The organism is Psychrobacter sp. AntiMn-1 (assembly GCF_001854065.1).
GTDB lineage: Bacteria > Pseudomonadota > Gammaproteobacteria > Pseudomonadales > Moraxellaceae > Psychrobacter > Psychrobacter pacificensis.
In genome coordinates this window covers 2404026-2418834 of the sequence record NZ_CP012969.1, presented here as the reverse complement: position 1 = coordinate 2418834, position 14809 = coordinate 2404026, and the positions used below count along the sequence as shown (strand labels likewise).

The 14809-nt window shown below is 44.3% G+C and carries 13 protein-coding genes; 3 read left to right on the top strand and 10 right to left on the bottom strand.

Annotated elements, in window-relative coordinates:
• Window positions 1-72: 72 nt before the first annotated feature.
• Window positions 73-447, bottom strand: coding sequence for a 30S ribosomal protein S12 (gene rpsL / locus AOT82_RS10370; RefSeq protein ID WP_011281154.1), 375 nt, complete (start codon window positions 445-447; stop codon window positions 73-75).
• A gap of 409 nt (window positions 448-856) precedes the next feature.
• Window positions 857-1945 (bottom strand): EcsC family protein, encoded by a 1089-nt coding sequence (locus tag AOT82_RS10365; protein ID WP_071002916.1) that lies wholly within the window; start codon window positions 1943-1945, stop codon window positions 857-859.
• 555 nt (window positions 1946-2500) lie between these two features.
• On the opposite strand from AOT82_RS10365, the gene AOT82_RS10360 reads away from it, so the two are divergent.
• Together AOT82_RS10360 and AOT82_RS10355 are read left to right on the top strand one after the other, a co-directional pair.
• On the top strand, window positions 2501-3736 hold the full coding sequence (locus AOT82_RS10360) for a beta-ketoacyl-ACP synthase II (protein ID WP_071002915.1): 1236 nt from the start codon (window positions 2501-2503) through the stop codon (window positions 3734-3736).
• A gap of 3 nt (window positions 3737-3739) precedes the next feature.
• Window positions 3740-5443 (top strand): anthranilate synthase component I family protein, encoded by a 1704-nt coding sequence (locus tag AOT82_RS10355; protein WP_071003756.1) that lies wholly within the window; start codon window positions 3740-3742, stop codon window positions 5441-5443.
• A gap of 114 nt (window positions 5444-5557) precedes the next feature.
• Here AOT82_RS10355 and hisC read toward each other — a convergent pair whose 3' ends face one another.
• The 8 genes from hisC to AOT82_RS10315 all read right to left on the bottom strand — a co-directional run bounded on the left by hisC (window position 5558) and on the right by AOT82_RS10315 (window position 13721).
• Window positions 5558-6691, bottom strand: a complete 1134-nt coding sequence (gene hisC / locus AOT82_RS10350) for a histidinol-phosphate transaminase (protein WP_071002914.1) — start codon at window positions 6689-6691, stop codon at window positions 5558-5560.
• Window positions 6692-6767: 76 nt separating this feature from the next.
• Window positions 6768-8063: a histidinol dehydrogenase gene (gene hisD, locus AOT82_RS10345; protein ID WP_071002913.1), complete on the bottom strand. Its 1296-nt coding sequence runs from the start codon at window positions 8061-8063 to the stop codon at window positions 6768-6770.
• A 251-nt stretch (window positions 8064-8314) separates the two neighbouring features.
• Window positions 8315-9007, bottom strand: coding sequence for an ATP phosphoribosyltransferase (gene hisG, locus AOT82_RS10340; protein ID WP_071002912.1), 693 nt, complete (start codon window positions 9005-9007; stop codon window positions 8315-8317).
• A gap of 96 nt (window positions 9008-9103) precedes the next feature.
• On the bottom strand, window positions 9104-10372 hold the full coding sequence (gene murA / locus AOT82_RS10335) for a UDP-N-acetylglucosamine 1-carboxyvinyltransferase (protein ID WP_058025508.1): 1269 nt from the start codon (window positions 10370-10372) through the stop codon (window positions 9104-9106).
• A gap of 111 nt (window positions 10373-10483) precedes the next feature.
• Window positions 10484-10729: a BolA/IbaG family iron-sulfur metabolism protein gene (locus AOT82_RS10330; protein ID WP_178379289.1), complete on the bottom strand. Its 246-nt coding sequence runs from the start codon at window positions 10727-10729 to the stop codon at window positions 10484-10486.
• 170 nt (window positions 10730-10899) lie between these two features.
• Entirely contained in the window at window positions 10900-11889 is a 990-nt protein-coding gene (locus AOT82_RS10325) for an alpha/beta hydrolase (protein ID WP_083328927.1), read from the bottom strand.
• A gap of 343 nt (window positions 11890-12232) precedes the next feature.
• Complete coding sequence (locus AOT82_RS10320) at window positions 12233-13024, bottom strand: BON domain-containing protein (RefSeq protein WP_227517210.1); 792 nt, start codon at window positions 13022-13024, stop codon at window positions 12233-12235.
• Window positions 13025-13235: 211 nt separating this feature from the next.
• Window positions 13236-13721: a YraN family protein gene (locus tag AOT82_RS10315; protein ID WP_071002909.1), complete on the bottom strand. Its 486-nt coding sequence runs from the start codon at window positions 13719-13721 to the stop codon at window positions 13236-13238.
• A 131-nt stretch (window positions 13722-13852) separates the two neighbouring features.
• Between AOT82_RS10315 and rsmI the strand changes: the two genes are divergently transcribed.
• Entirely contained in the window at window positions 13853-14809 is a 957-nt protein-coding gene (gene rsmI / locus AOT82_RS10310) for a 16S rRNA (cytidine(1402)-2'-O)-methyltransferase (RefSeq protein ID WP_071002908.1), read from the top strand.

Sequence of the window (14809 nt, the reverse complement as noted above, 5' to 3'; positions counted from 1 at the left end):
TATGACTACTGACACCAAACCCATGCACAGTTATTGGGTAGTACAAAAAGCTTTGTTAATAACGTTTAGTTATTAAACTTTAGGCTTCTTAGCACCGTACTTAGAGCGACCTTGCTTACGGTCTTTAACGCCTGCACAATCTAATGCACCGCGAACAGTGTGATAACGTACACCTGGTAGATCTTTCACACGACCACCACGGATTAGAACAACACTGTGCTCTTGTAGGTTATGACCTTCGCCGCCGATATAGCTTGATACTTCATAGCCTGAAGTCAAACGTACACGACATACTTTACGCATGGCAGAGTTAGGTTTTTTTGGCGTGGTAGTATATACACGAGTACATACACCGCGACGCTGTGGGCACGCTTCCAACGCAGGAACTTTTGACTTTTCCTTGATGGTTTTGCGACCTTTACGAATCAATTGGTTAGTTGTTGCCATAAGGCATCCTTCTCCCGTTTGGTATAAAACAAAAAAATGGGCCAATGCACCATCTATCTGACAATAATTGCAGATTTCTGGGCACCCATTTTTAGGACAGTGTATTATAAAGAGTTGTTGCTGCTATTTCAACCACTTATGAATGGTTTCGCTTTACAACATTTGATAGATATGCATTCATCCTCGCATTATATCACTTTATCGTTTTTTCGCCGAAAAACAGCGTCATAAATAAAGTAAACAAGGCAACCTCAAGCATCATTAAGAAAAAATATTCGAATATAAATGCTACTTGATAGTAACTAAGTGGTGGTATTTATCCTGATTTCAAGTCACCCTACTCAACCGAACCAAAATAAATACCATTTTGCTTATTAATATACAACCTAACTAGCAAATAATATGTCTATTACTTGGCTTTTTTATCAGACGTTTGCTTGTCTGAGTCTTTTTTGCTACTGGTTTCTTCTGTATCGCTATTTTCTTCTGTCTTTTCTGTGTCTTTCTGCGCATCGTTATTACTGGCTTTTTTTACTTCAGCCTCGCTACTACTGTCATCAGTAATGGCACGATTGGCAAGTTTTGCCTCTGGCGCAAAAGTCGCTTTAGCAACGCCAATCACTTCATCAATCAACTGACTGTTATAATGTACGCCGATGGCTACTGCTGTAACGGGAATAAAACGGCGAACCCATAATAGGTTTATTTTGTCCAAATCAATTCCTACTTGTCTAGCAATACTGTCTATTTGCTCAGCATAGTAGTTTACGTTTTGATTTTTTAGACCCAAGTTCTTCAGCTCGCTATGCAACCCGTGGCTCTGAGCATTATCCAGCAAACCTTTACCGATACCCATACCTGCTAGCAATGCTTGTTTTTCTTGCATTTTGCTTAGATCGGCACTTGAGAGCAATTCGTATGCCATTTTCACACCTTGTTTACCTGTGAGCGGCTTATTGTATATAGCTGCAATTTGGTAGACAGTACGTAGAGATACCAATAATAGCCATAAGGTATCAGCAAGTAGACCTGGCAGCCCTGCTAGACCCGTAAGGCCGCCCATTGCTGCAAGTGCACGATTTTGGTTAGCGATGTCAGTTGCAAGTGCATAACGCTCTTCATCATCTAAAGTAGCAATATTGGCAAAGCGATGCTCGTTCGGTAAGTCTAATTGACTCCAGTTTGATGCAAGTTTCGCAACTTGAGCAAACGCGCTATCTACTGTCGATTGAAAAAAGCTGTTTGGTACGACTTTTTTGGCATATTTGCCATAAGTAGCAAAACGTGGACCTAATAATTGCTGCGTAGCCTTTAAGGTTTGCTCACGAAATAAGTCTTGTTGATAATCCTCATCGCCTAAATCTACCGCTTTATATTGGCGCGGTTTGCCTGTTTTGGCATTCATGCTATCAATCATGGAGCCCACGCGCTCTAGGTTGTTGCGTGTGAAAGAGCCAATAGTATTGATACTTTTTGAAAGAGTGCTAGGCTTTGCCATTGTGATGTCCTTAATATGATGAATAATAATGTGATGAATAATTTTTTTAGTAATAGTGATATGAATGTGTTTAATCTTCAAGCTGTCAGTGTAATAAGTCAAGGCCGTTCCTGTCAGTGCGAACAATGTTATCGCAATCACAAATTTTGTATCTAAAAGTACAACTTAATTTTTGTCCGACTTAACCATAGCCTTTAGCTTACCCACATTGTTTTTCATAAACAATAAAGCGATTGCTCAAACAACAAGGTTTCATAGCCACTCAATTTCTCATTACCTTGTAGCGATAGAGGCTATTTCGCCATTATTTTACACTTGTCCAAAGATTTTCACTGCTTGATACGTTATCATGTGCCGTAAGTGAGAGCATAATTGTACACTGAAATGACATTGTCTTTAATAGGCTGTAATTATCTTAATTCATGCTATCGTTATCTACATAGGCTGTTTTTTCATTATAATGCTCAAATTCATTCATCGTTAAACATTACATATAGATTTACAACGATTATTGCAACCAATTGCTAGCAAGTCGTTACTCATAAGGAATAGCATATGCGCCGCGTCGTCATCACTGGAGCAGGGATTGTCTCTTGTATCGGACATGATCTAGACACTGTCACTACCGCTCTTAAAGAAGGGGAATCTGGTATCACATATAATGATTCTTACGCTGAGCACGAGTTTAAATCACACGTGAGCGGTAGTATCAATCAATCAGAACTGGATACTAGTGGTATCGATCGTAAACTCAAACGCTTTTTTAGTGATGCCAGTCTGTACGCTTATGTCAGTGCACTAAACGCCATTGAACATTCAGGACTGTCACTTGACACCATTAATAACAATCCACGTGTGGGTGTGGTCGCAAGCTCAGGCGGTGCGTCAACAGAAAACATCGTGAACGCTGTGGATGCCATGCGTGAAAAAGGTCTACGCGGTGTCGGTGCGATGGCTGTACCTAAAACCATGGGCAGCTCAGTATCAGCAGCCCTAGCCACTGGTCTAAAAATCCAAGGTGTCTCCTACTCGCTTTCCTCTGCTTGCGCAACCTCGACTCATTGTATCGGTCATGCCGCTGAGCTTATCCAACTGGGTAAAGCTGATGTAATATTGGCTGGTGGTAGTGAAGCTGAGCATTGGACACAGTCTTGTATGTTTGATGCGATGGGTGCAGTGAGTACTCAATATAACGACACACCAACACTCGCCTCAAGAGCTTATGACAAAGATCGCGACGGGTTTGTGATTGCTGCTGGTGGCGCGATGGTTGTGGTAGAAAGTTTAGAGCATGCTCAAGCTCGCGGTGCCAACATCTTAGCTGAAATCGTCGGCTACGGTGCCACCTCTGATGGTGCAGAAATGGTTGCGCCAAGTGGCGAAGGCGCTGTACGTTGTATGCAACAAGCCTTGGCTGAAGCTGGCTTAAAAAGCGTAGATTATATCAATAGCCACGGCACCAGCACACCGCTGGGCGATATCACTGAACTCAAGGCGATTGCCAAAGTCTTTGATAATGATGTCAGTAAAGTACCGGCTATCAGCTCAACCAAATCCATGACTGGTCATAGCTTAGGCGCTGTTGGTGCGCAAGAGCTAATTTACTGCCTACTTATGCTACAAGACGGCTTTATTGCCCCAAGTATCAACGTTGACAACTTAGATCCTGCAGCTGAAGGTTTCGATATTGTTACCCAGATGCGCGAATCAAACCTTGAAACCTTGATGAGCAATAGCTTCGGCTTTGGTGGTACTAACGCCACGCTCATCATCAAAAAATTCGACACTTAAATGATGCCTGTACCAAATTCTAATATAACTGGGCAGACAGATTCTGCCCCATCGCCAGCTAGTAAATCTAGCTGGCGTTTTGGTGATTTGTCAGCGGCTGAATTAATGCCACAGCTAAGACGCCATTTACTCAACCAAGATGATGCAGCAAATTGGCAATTGGCTTGGTTAAATAATGATGGACGACCAGTAATTGGTTTGCTGCCTAAAGTCAGCTGGTCGGTTTATCCTACTGATCAAAAACCTGCTAAAGATTCAGTCAATACTTATAGAGTGGTTAAAAACTGCCGTGATAACTGCTCTACTCATAGCGAAAATACCTTGACAGCCTATATGAGTTATCTAGAATGGCAAAATGAGCTTATTGCTTACAGCAAAGCTTATGATACTGATAATAATAGCTCAAATAACGTAAACCCGAAAAGCACAAAACCCTGTTATCATCATGGTCTGATTGGTTTTATCGGTTACGATATCGCTGCTTATGAGTTAAGTCCTGCAGACAGAATCGAATTGGCAAATCAGCCTTGTGCCTCATTAGGGCATTACGATATCTATCTAACACCTGCTGCAGATACTGTTACCGGTTGGGAGCTAAAAAGTATTCAAACCAATAGTAGCTCTGATGAAGCTGTCGGCAACAAGTCAAAAGATGAGTTCATAGTTGCTCTGACATCCTACCTAGATGAACTGGATAAAAAGCTGTCCGACAAACATCTTAATCAAGCACAATCTAAGCACACATCACATACTATACCTGTCGTCCTAACGGCACGATGGAGTAAGCGTGATTATCAGCAAGCATTTGATGGTACTCAAGACTATCTAGAGCAAGGTGATTGCTATCAAATCAACCTGACGCAAAAGTGGTCGGGCTACTTGCCATATAAAAACGATGCGACTCAACCAACTTCAGCGCTTATCGATTATCTGCCTGCGCTACATCATAATACCAAAGCACCATTTGCAGGCTATTTGAGCGTTGATGGTGCGAGCGTCGATGGTACAAGCGTTGAGCACGTTGATATCTTTAACCACAGTTTTGAGTTATTAAGCTGCTCGCCTGAGCTGTTCTTTACATTTACCAAAAACAAAGTGACTGATAAGCACCATATTCTGACCAAGCCAATCAAAGGCACAATGCCAAGAGGTGCCGATCTTGAGCAAGATACGCGGTATAAGCATCAGCTGACCAATAGCGAAAAAGACCGTGCCGAAAATGTTATGATTGTGGATTTACTACGCAATGATTTGGGTAAATATGCCAAAATCGGTAGCGTAAAAGTGCCGCAACTGTTTGCGATTGAGAGTTTTAGTAACGTGCATCATATGGTCAGCACTATTACTGCTGAGCTAAAAGCGGATACGCATCCATTAGCTGTATTATTTGGCAGTCTGCCTGCTGGCTCTATCACTGGCACGCCCAAAAAACGAGCCGTCGAAATTATCTCTGAGCTAGAGTCTACACCACGCGGTGCTTATTGCGGCACCATGGGTTATATGAATTTTGATGGCAGTGGTCAATGGAATGTGCTTATTCGTACATTGCAAGCTGGTGCTTCATTAACTGATGAATTTAATAAAGAAAAACACATAAATCTGTGGGCGGGTGGCGGTATTACGGTCGCGTCTGATTGTCATGCTGAATATCAAGAGTGCTTAGATAAGGTAGGCAATCTACTGGCGGTGTTGGCGAAAAAAGTATAAACGACTGAAATACTATTTTGCGCTGGCCTCTAAAGAAAAAAGCCTGCTTAACATTGCGCTAGCAGGCTTTTTTGGTACTTATCGATAGCATTTACTACACAAGCAGGTAAACCATTAATCAGCCGTCATGCTAGTCTCTGTATGCAGCTCTTTTAGCGTATCAATCAAGCGCTCATGCTGCTCGGCGGTACCAACAGTAATACGCAAATACTCACTAATGCGCGGCTTATCAAAATGGCGAACGATAATCCCTTGATCACGCAATGCACTCGCCACAGCACTTGCATTACCATCTTTTGGACGGGCAAAGATAAAGTTGGCATGCGAGGGCAATACTTTATAGCCTAGCGCCGTCAACTCTTCGGTCAATGACGTACGCAAATCGATAACCTGTTGGCGCGTTTGATCAAAATAATCCACATCTAGCACACTTGCCGTCGCACCAGCTTGCGCTAGCTTATCCAGTGGATAGCTATTAAAGCTATTTTTCATACGCGTCAATGCTTCAATCAACGAAGCACTACCAAAGGCCATCCCAACACGTAAACCAGCAAGTGACCGTGATTTTGAAAAGGTCTGCGTCACGATAACGTTGTCACACTCATTGATTAAACTGACCGCTGAGACTTGCGAGCCTGTACTGTCTGCATCAGCCTGCGCAAAATCAATGTATGCCTCGTCAATTACAATCACCGCATTGGAATGCTCGCTGGCTAGCTTACGGATATCAGCAAGCGATAGGAGTAAACCAGTCGGCGCATTTGGGTTGGCAATGATGATACCGCTACAAGGCTGGCGATAAGCATCAGGATCAATACTAAAATCGTCTTCTAATGGGATTTTGACAAGATGCACACCAAAAGTCTGTGCATAGACAGGATAAAAGCTGTAGCCAATATCAGGTGATAAAAGCGGACGCTCTTTTAGGAAGAAACTGGCAAATATAAGCGCCAATACTTCATCTGAGCCATTACCGACAAATACCTGATTGACATCAAGGTCATATGCTTGTGCCAATGCAGCACGCAGGTCATTGGACTCAGGTGCCGGATATAAACGCAGCTCTTGCGCTTGCTGGGTGAGTACTTTAGCGATTGCCTCCCCTACTTTTGGTGAGGGCGGAAATGGGTTTTCATTGGTGTTCAGTTTGCATAAATTGTCGTGCTGTGGCTGCTCACCCGGTACATAGGGTGATAAGTTGCGTGCTTTAGACGACCACAGCCTATTATCTATCTTTGACTCACTCATAAATTATCCTACTAATTAGCCATACAGACTATTAAAAATATCTATCAAAAGTAAAAATGAAGACGCTCAAAATATCTTACTGATAACGATAACGGGCTGAGCGCGCATGGGCTTCTAAGTCCTCTCGCTGCGCTAGAATATCAGCCGTCTTGGCCAATGGCTTGCTGCCGGATTCACTGCAATAAATAATTGATGATTTCTTCTGAAAGTCATAGACACCTAAAGGTGAAGAAAAGCGCGCAGTACCAGATGTTGGTAGCACATGGTTCGGTCCTGCACAGTAATCGCCAATCGCTTCAGGCGTGTGACGACCCATAAAGATAGCACCCGCATGACGAATATCATCTAACAATGCATCAGGGTTATCAACGGATAACTCCAAATGCTCAGGAGCAATACGATTAATCAGTGCCATACCCTCGCTACGATCTTTTACCAAAATAAGTGCACCACGATTTTGCAGCGAGTCACGCGCGATATCTGCTTTTGGCAGCTCAGCGAGTGCTCTTTCTATCTCTAACTCGACTTCTTTTAACTGCTCTTCACTGGTCGTCACAAAGATAGCTTGAGCGATACGGTCGTGCTCTGCTTGCGATAACAAATCCATCGCGAGCCAATCAGCTCGATCTTGCGCTTCACCCTCTGCATATACCAACACTTCTGAGGGGCCTGCAATCATATCAATGCCGACTTGTCCAAATACTGCGCGTTTGGCTGCCGCGACATACTTGTTACCCGGCCCTGTGATTTTATCCACCGCTGGAATGGTTTCGGTACCGTAGGCTAAAGCTGCTACCGCCTGTGCGCCGCCAATGGTAAAGACACGATCCACTTTGGCCAAATGAGCGGCTGCTAATACCAATGGATTAAGCATCCCTTTTGGCGCTGGTACGACCATGATGACTTCAGTAACCCCAGCCACTTTGGCAGGGATAGCATTCATCAATACTGATGATGGATAAGATGCCAAGCCACCCGGCACATAAATACCAACGCGATCAAGTGGCGTGACTTTTTGACCTAAGCGATTGCCTAGCTCATCTTCATATTGCCACGTTTCTTGTACTTGACGCTCATGAAAGGTCTGTACCCGAGTAGCTGCTGTGGTCAATGCCGTTTTTACATTCTCATCCAGATTGGCAAATGCATCGGCAAGTGCTTCTTTAGACAGCTCTAATTCTTGCATCGTTGTCGCTGGATGCTGATCGAATTGCTGAGTTAATGCCAATACGACGCTATCTCCATCCGCACGTACTTGTGCGATGATATCGTCAACGGCATGCAATAATTCAGCATCATTGACGGTTTCAAAGGCAAGCAGTTGTGTCAATTGATTGTCAAAATCGGCATCTTGGGTACTTAACTGGCGCATGACCTAATCCTATATCTGAGCATAAAATACTGCTGAAAATAAACGGCGTGAATATAACTAAAGTATGCTTATTATTCACAAATATGGCGACTTACTGGCTGTCTTCTTGTCTAAATTTTACGGTGATTTTATTTTTTCGCAAGCTAAGACAATAAAACCAGTTTAGCACGCTATATCACTCATAGCCTGCTAAACTGGTTTAAAAATTCGCATACCTATACTTTATATTACCAATGATTGACACCGGTTTACTAGGCATTGGCAATACTGTTTTTAAAGCTATCTAAAATGGGTTCTAGTAACGCAAATTTGCGCTTATAGCTGACTTGATTGACGATAAGACGTGATGACACATCACAAATATGATCGCGCGCTTCAAGTCCATTCGCGCGTAGGGTATTACCCGTATCAACCACATCGACAATCAAATCGCCCAAGCCCACCAATGGTGCCAGCTCCATTGAACCGTAAAGCTTGATGACATCAACTTGCTGACCTTGGCTCGCAAAATAAGCGCGCGCTACATTGACATATTTGGTCGCGATACGCAGACGACGATTGGGCAGTGGTGCGTCTTTTACGCCAGCGGTCATCAATTTGCACTGAGCGATTTTTAAATCAAGCAGTTCATACACGTGGTTCGCGCCATGCTCAAGCAGCACATCTTTACCTGCTACACCAAAATCAGCCGCACCGTGCTCGACATAGGTTGGTACGTCGCTTGCACGCAAAATTAATACACGTACATTTGGGTTTGAGGTTGGAAAAATAAGTTTGCGCGAGGCTTCAGGGTCTTCTAAAAGATCAACACCCGCTGCACGTAGCAGTGGCATCGTCTCTTCTAAAATACGGCCTTTTGATAACGCCAACGTTAGACCTGAAAACGCATCGTTTACTTCGTTTAGTAGACCATCGGCTGGTGCAGGTTTGCTTGTCTCAGTCATAATGACATCGTGTCCATATGCAGTTAGTTTCCCCATTCAAGGGAAGTTTTAATGTATAACGTAATTCATGTATAAACTACGGTTGACCTATCAGTATTAGCCGTTGGTATTGACACGCTGGATATTCACACCAAGGCTACGCAGCTTGTCTTCGACATGCTCATAACCACGGTCAATATGATAAATGCGGTCAATCAAGCTCTCGCCTTCTGCCGTTGCAGCCGCCATCACCAGTGACATAGAAGCGCGTAAATCTGTTGCCATAACTGGTGCCGCCGTAAAGTTCTCGACACCTCTGATCACCGCAGTATGTCCATCCACTTGGATAGATGCACCCAAGCGGTTTAGTTCAGGTACGTGCATATAGCGGTTTTCAAAGATGTTTTCGATAATGGTACTGGTCCCATCAGCCAGACAGCAAATCGCCATCAACTGAGCTTGCATGTCTGTTGGAAAACCTGGATGTGGCTGAGTCCGAATATCCACTGGCTTTGGACGACCTTTCATCTGCGCGCGAATCCAGTCATCACCTGTGGTGATCACTGCACCCATCGCTTCAAACTTCTCAAGCACTGGGTACAATAAAGAGGCTGTAGTTTTTTTGGTCAACACATCCCCTTGAGTCATCAAGGCACCAGCAAGATATGAGCCTGTCTCAATACGATCCGGTACCACTGAATACTCACAACCGTGTAGACGTTCGACCCCTTCAATGGTCATCGTCGAAGTACCGATGCCGCTGATTTTGGCGCCCATCGCAACCAGCATATTGGCTAAATCGACTACTTCTGGCTCTAATGCACAGTTAGCCAAAACGGTCGTGCCTTTAGCTAATGCCGCTGCCATGATGACGTTTTCCGTACCGCCAACTGTCACCATATCAAATGAGAAGTGGCAACCAATCAGCTTACCACCTTTAGGCGCTTGCGCTTTCACGTAACCGTTCTCTACGCTGATTACCGCACCCATCGCTTCAAACGCTTTTAGATGCTGATCAACAGGACGTGAACCAATCGCACAGCCACCTGGTAACGACACTTCAGCTTCGCCAAAACGCGCCAGTAATGGACCTAATACCAAAATTGACGCGCGCATGGTTTTTACCAAATCATACGGCGCATAAAAGTTATCAATAGTTTTGGTATCACAAGTGACCGTATCGCCCTGCTTTTGGATATCAATCCCCATGCCACTGATCAATTCAATCAATGTTCGTACGTCTTTTAATGACGGCACATTATGCAATGTCGTTGGCGTCTCAGCCAATATCATCGCAGCAAGCAATGGCAAGGCGGCATTTTTGGCACCTGAAATAGTAACTTCCCCTGCGATACGACTACTACCAGTGATTAAAAATTGATCCATAAAGGTGACAACCTAGCGATGAGTATAGAAAATGGTGAAAACGAGCAGTAAAGAATCCTTATGTCTGTTAAACGAACTCTTCGATTGCCAGTTAGATAGATAGCTATATAATTAGCCTTTTGATTGAGCGTCCCACTCAGCAGGCGTTAGCGCTTGAATATTGAGGGCGTGAATATCGCCACTCGCAATCTTATCATTAACCAGCGCATAAATGGCTTGCTGACGTTGAACGGCGCGTTTGCCTTCAAAGCTTGCATCAACCACGCGCACGTCAAATTTATTGCCTTGATTGGCAGCTTGGATAAAAGCGTCTGGGAAGTGAGTCTGTAAAAATGCGATCAAATCGTCAGCGTTCATGCTCATAAAATAGTCTGCCTTAACGTTTAGAATAGGGTATAGATTTAAAGTGATGACATTATAACAAGAGTTTGCCTATCTTACAGTACTGTCTTGCTCAAGTATATTTGAGGACTGAAACCGTATCGAAAAATAAGCAGTCAAAAGCCCATGATATGAATAACAACAAGCTATTTGAGCATTGTGTCTAGATACGTCACTACTTGCGCGCGTACATCATTGACCCAGCGTAACGGCGGTGCCATTGCTCCAATGATAGTTGCGTGGCTCGCGCCTTCGATTTCACCCGTCTGCACCGTTACCCCTGCCTCTTTCAATGCTTGCGTCATTTTGAGTGCATTGGTTGGATGCACCACTTTATCTTTTTCTGCGGTTAATAACAAATATGGTGGCTGTGCCCCTTTGATCTGACGATCAGGCATGACTTGATCAGGTGTGGCATCCGAGGGAAAAGCTGACGCACTACTAAACTTACGGAAGTCATAACTGTAAGGCCCTGCAATACCGATAACCGTCGCAATGTCTGTTGGCTTAATACCATAGGGCGCTAAAAAGTCTTCGTTGGCGACGGCTGCGACTGCATTAAACGCGCCAGCAGAGTGGCCCATGACAGCGACACGCGATGGATTAGCATGCAAGCTGGCCGCATTCTCGATACTCCAAGCAATCGCTTGGGCCGTATCATTGACATAATCAGGGTAGACATGCTCGGGCACCTTACGATAATTAATCACTGCGGTGACATAGCCTGCCTGCGCTAAGCTTTGACCGACAAAGGCATATTGATCTTTATTACCACTCTCCCAAGAACCGCCATGCACGAATACCACCATAGGGTAGTCATTATTGATAGCGCTTTGGGCTTTCATTGCCTGTGCCAAGGGCTTTGGATAGTAAATATCTAAATCTTGCAAAGGCTCATCGCCGTATAAGATATCTTTACTTACCCCTACGCCGCCACTAGAAGTAATGCCATTGACAAAGCCTAGCGGTGATAATGCCTGTGCACTTTGGGTGGCAAGCGCGATGCTGCCTAGCGCCAATACTGCCGCTCCTACAACCCTTAGTCTGCGCGGGTGTTTACCAAAAGAATTATGATCAAAGTTCTTGCAGTTGTTCGCACCTGTCTTTTGTTTTATGTGATTTACCGAATCCTTCATTGCCAATACCTTGTTACAGTTATGGATCTTAAGATATGTATCTTATAGTTATGAATCATGCCTAACATCGTGAGCGCTCTATGGTCTCATTAGAACCTCTGATTCTGCTACTTTTCACTATTGATATAGTACTCACTGGCTGAGGATTTCTCGTGCTTTTACTGTTATATCTATTTAGGCTTATTGTGATTAATATCAAAAAAAGCTACTAGCATCCTATGGTGTGACTGGGTATCACATATAGCTAAGTAGCTATTATATAAGCTCTTATTTATCGTCTATACACGCTCTTATTTATCGTCAATCATTGCTTGGTAGACTCAGCTTGGCAAACTCAGTAGTTTTACTGATTTTGATAAAGATCGATATATGGGCTTGATGATGGTTGCGCCGTAGTAGCCTCTTCTTCCGTTATTACTATCGGCGTTGCGGTACTGACAGCAGTATCTTGGACAGCTGGTGCGACTGCCGGATTGGCTAGGTTATTCTCGTACATAATATCATCATCGTTTATCTTTACACCTCTATCATCGACAACGGTCGTCAGCAGTACCAGCTCGGTCACCCCAACAGTGCTGTTCGCAACATCAATTAAGTTACTTTGTTGGGTGGGTGTCATGCGACCCATAATATAGACCACGCCATTGTTGGTGACTGCTTTGATTTGTGAGGTTTTGACGCCATCGCTGGCGGCTATTTTTGCCAGTAGTTTTGAGGTGATATAACCATCATGAACCGTTGAGCTATAGCCTTTTGAAGCACTTACTTCCATCTCGTTGTAGACGCGGCGTACATCTGGCATGGAGCTGACGACCTTTTCTACTTCTGCTTTGAGCGCTTCAGACGGTACTTCCCCTGTGAGCAGCACTTCGCTATTGAAGCTATCGATACCCATACGACTGGTCTGCTGCAAGTCTTCTTTTAGCCCATACACATTGATTTTGGCAGTATGCTCGATACTACGATCTAGTAGACGCTGCGGAATGGTGCGCTCAGTCATTGGCACACCGTAAGTTCCTTCTGTACTGTTGGTCAGATAGTTGGTGGCACAGCCTGTACTGGCCACACAAGCAGCAAGCATAATGCCCGTCGTAATACAGCGTGATGAACCAAAAATAGCAGTGCGCAAATGCATCCGTGTCATTGTTTACCTCTTAGAGCATGGTGGTGACGGTGTTATAAATTCAATGAGTTGAGTCAATTTTTATCTAGCAGTGATAAGACAAATTTTGTTAACAGCTACTTTACTTAATTTTGGCCAGCAGCGGTTAGGTTTTTGGTAACGAGTATTGCGCGCTAGATTCAGTCAGGCGCGCGAGTCATCCCGTATTTGCGTTATATATTTACTACCATGCACTGGCTACAAAGGCACCTTTAAGCCATTGCAGCTCATCACTCAACGGATTCTCTTTTGAGCTGAGCTTACCCGCCGTATTATAAGCAATGACATCAAAGCGGCAGTCATAATGAGCGTACTCAGGATGCTGCTGCAAAAAACATTGCGCCGCTTTAATCACTTTACGCTGCTTGCTTGTCGTCACGCTGAGTGCTGCATCGCCATAGACTGACCGCTTGCGTTGACGAACTTCGATAAATACTAGCGTTGACCATGCAGGTCCTACTTCCGTCATAATCAGATCTAGCTCGCCTATTTTTGGCTGTTGCCAGTTTTGCGCCACCAACCGTAACCCTTGTGCTTGTAAATACTCACACGCCTGCTGTTCAAACAGGCTGCCTTGGCGTTGTTTCGGTGAGGTTAAAATCAAAGGTTTGTGATTCGCCATAAGGTCAATTCGTCTGCTTAACATTTGAGAATTATCATAGCACAACATGCTAAACTAGCCACTTCTGCGCGTTATGCTCTCAAAATCTATCGATTTATTCACTCACTATTTGACTGAAAAATCATAGATAACGACTGGATATAATGGCGCACTATTATTGTTAATAACCCGAGGTTTTCATGTCTACCCCTACTGCGATGCCAGCTTGTCTCTATATCGTTGCCACGCCGATTGGCAACTTGACCGACATGACGCCACACGCGATTGCTGTTTTAAAGCAGGTCGCGATCATTGCCTGTGAAGATACTCGCACTTCAGGTAAGCTGTTGTCGCATTTTGGTATTGATACCAAAGGAAGCAAAACGGATGAGGCAAAAAGCTCAGAGACCCATCATGCCACAAGTAGTGTAGAAGATGATGAGGCCACAACGAAGCAAAAAGGTCATAACAAGCTATGGGCTTATCACGAACACAATAGCGCTATTCAAACGCCTAAAATCATTCAAATGATTGAGCAAGGTCATTCGATTGCCTTGATTAGTGACGCTGGTACGCCACTGGTTAGTGACCCAGGTTATCAATTGGTACAGGCTGCACATGAAGCTGGCGTGACCGTATCTCCTATCGTTGGGGCTTCTGCTGCTATTGGCGCATTGTCAGTGGCAGGGTTGCCATCAGATCGATTTAGCTTTATTGGGTTTTTACCAGCCAAAACTCACGGCCGTCAAAAACAACTGAACGATTTGATCGCACGTACCGAAACTCTGATATTTTATGAAGCGCCGCATCGTATCGTATCTAGCCTGGAAGATATGGCGACGATATTTGGTGCAGGCCGTGCAGTGACTTTTTGTCGTGAATTGACCAAAACGTTTGAAACCGTACATAAGAGCACCCTTGGCGATTTAGTCGAGTTTGTCAAAGCAGATGACAATCAGCAACGCGGTGAGATCGTCGTGGTCGTCGCTGGCGCCGGTGTGGCAAAGGATACTGACGACATCAGTACTCATGATAAATTGCTACAGCGTTTGCTAGAGGATCTATCGGTCAAAAAAGCAGCCGCGCTGGCCTCTGATATCACTGGTGTAAAAAAGAATGCACTTTATCAGCGTCTACTAGAGCTGCAAGCTGACTAG

Bases quoted from the DNA above. Each gene is read 5' to 3' on its own strand.
- rpsL (WP_011281154.1), bottom strand. From the start codon at position 447: ATGGCAACAACTAACCAATTGATTCGTAAAGGTCGCAAAACCATCAAG.
- AOT82_RS10365 (WP_071002916.1), bottom strand. From the start codon at position 1,945: ATGGCAAAGCCTAGCACTCTTTCAAAAAGTATCAATACTATTGGCTCT.
- AOT82_RS10360 (WP_071002915.1), top strand. From the start codon at position 2,501: ATGCGCCGCGTCGTCATCACTGGAGCAGGGATTGTCTCTTGTATCGGA.
- AOT82_RS10355 (WP_071003756.1), top strand. From the start codon at position 3,740: ATGCCTGTACCAAATTCTAATATAACTGGGCAGACAGATTCTGCCCCA.
- hisC (WP_071002914.1), bottom strand. From the start codon at position 6,691: ATGAGTGAGTCAAAGATAGATAATAGGCTGTGGTCGTCTAAAGCACGC.
- hisD (WP_071002913.1), bottom strand. From the start codon at position 8,063: ATGCGCCAGTTAAGTACCCAAGATGCCGATTTTGACAATCAATTGACA.
- hisG (WP_071002912.1), bottom strand. From the start codon at position 9,007: ATGACTGAGACAAGCAAACCTGCACCAGCCGATGGTCTACTAAACGAA.
- murA (WP_058025508.1), bottom strand. From the start codon at position 10,372: ATGGATCAATTTTTAATCACTGGTAGTAGTCGTATCGCAGGGGAAGTT.
- AOT82_RS10330 (WP_178379289.1), bottom strand. From the start codon at position 10,729: ATGAACGCTGACGATTTGATCGCATTTTTACAGACTCACTTCCCAGAC.
- AOT82_RS10325 (WP_083328927.1), bottom strand. From the start codon at position 11,889: ATGAAGGATTCGGTAAATCACATAAAACAAAAGACAGGTGCGAACAAC.
- AOT82_RS10320 (WP_227517210.1), bottom strand. From the start codon at position 13,024: ATGCATTTGCGCACTGCTATTTTTGGTTCATCACGCTGTATTACGACG.
- AOT82_RS10315 (WP_071002909.1), bottom strand. From the start codon at position 13,721: ATGTTGTGCTATGATAATTCTCAAATGTTAAGCAGACGAATTGACCTT.
- rsmI (WP_071002908.1), top strand. From the start codon at position 13,853: ATGTCTACCCCTACTGCGATGCCAGCTTGTCTCTATATCGTTGCCACG.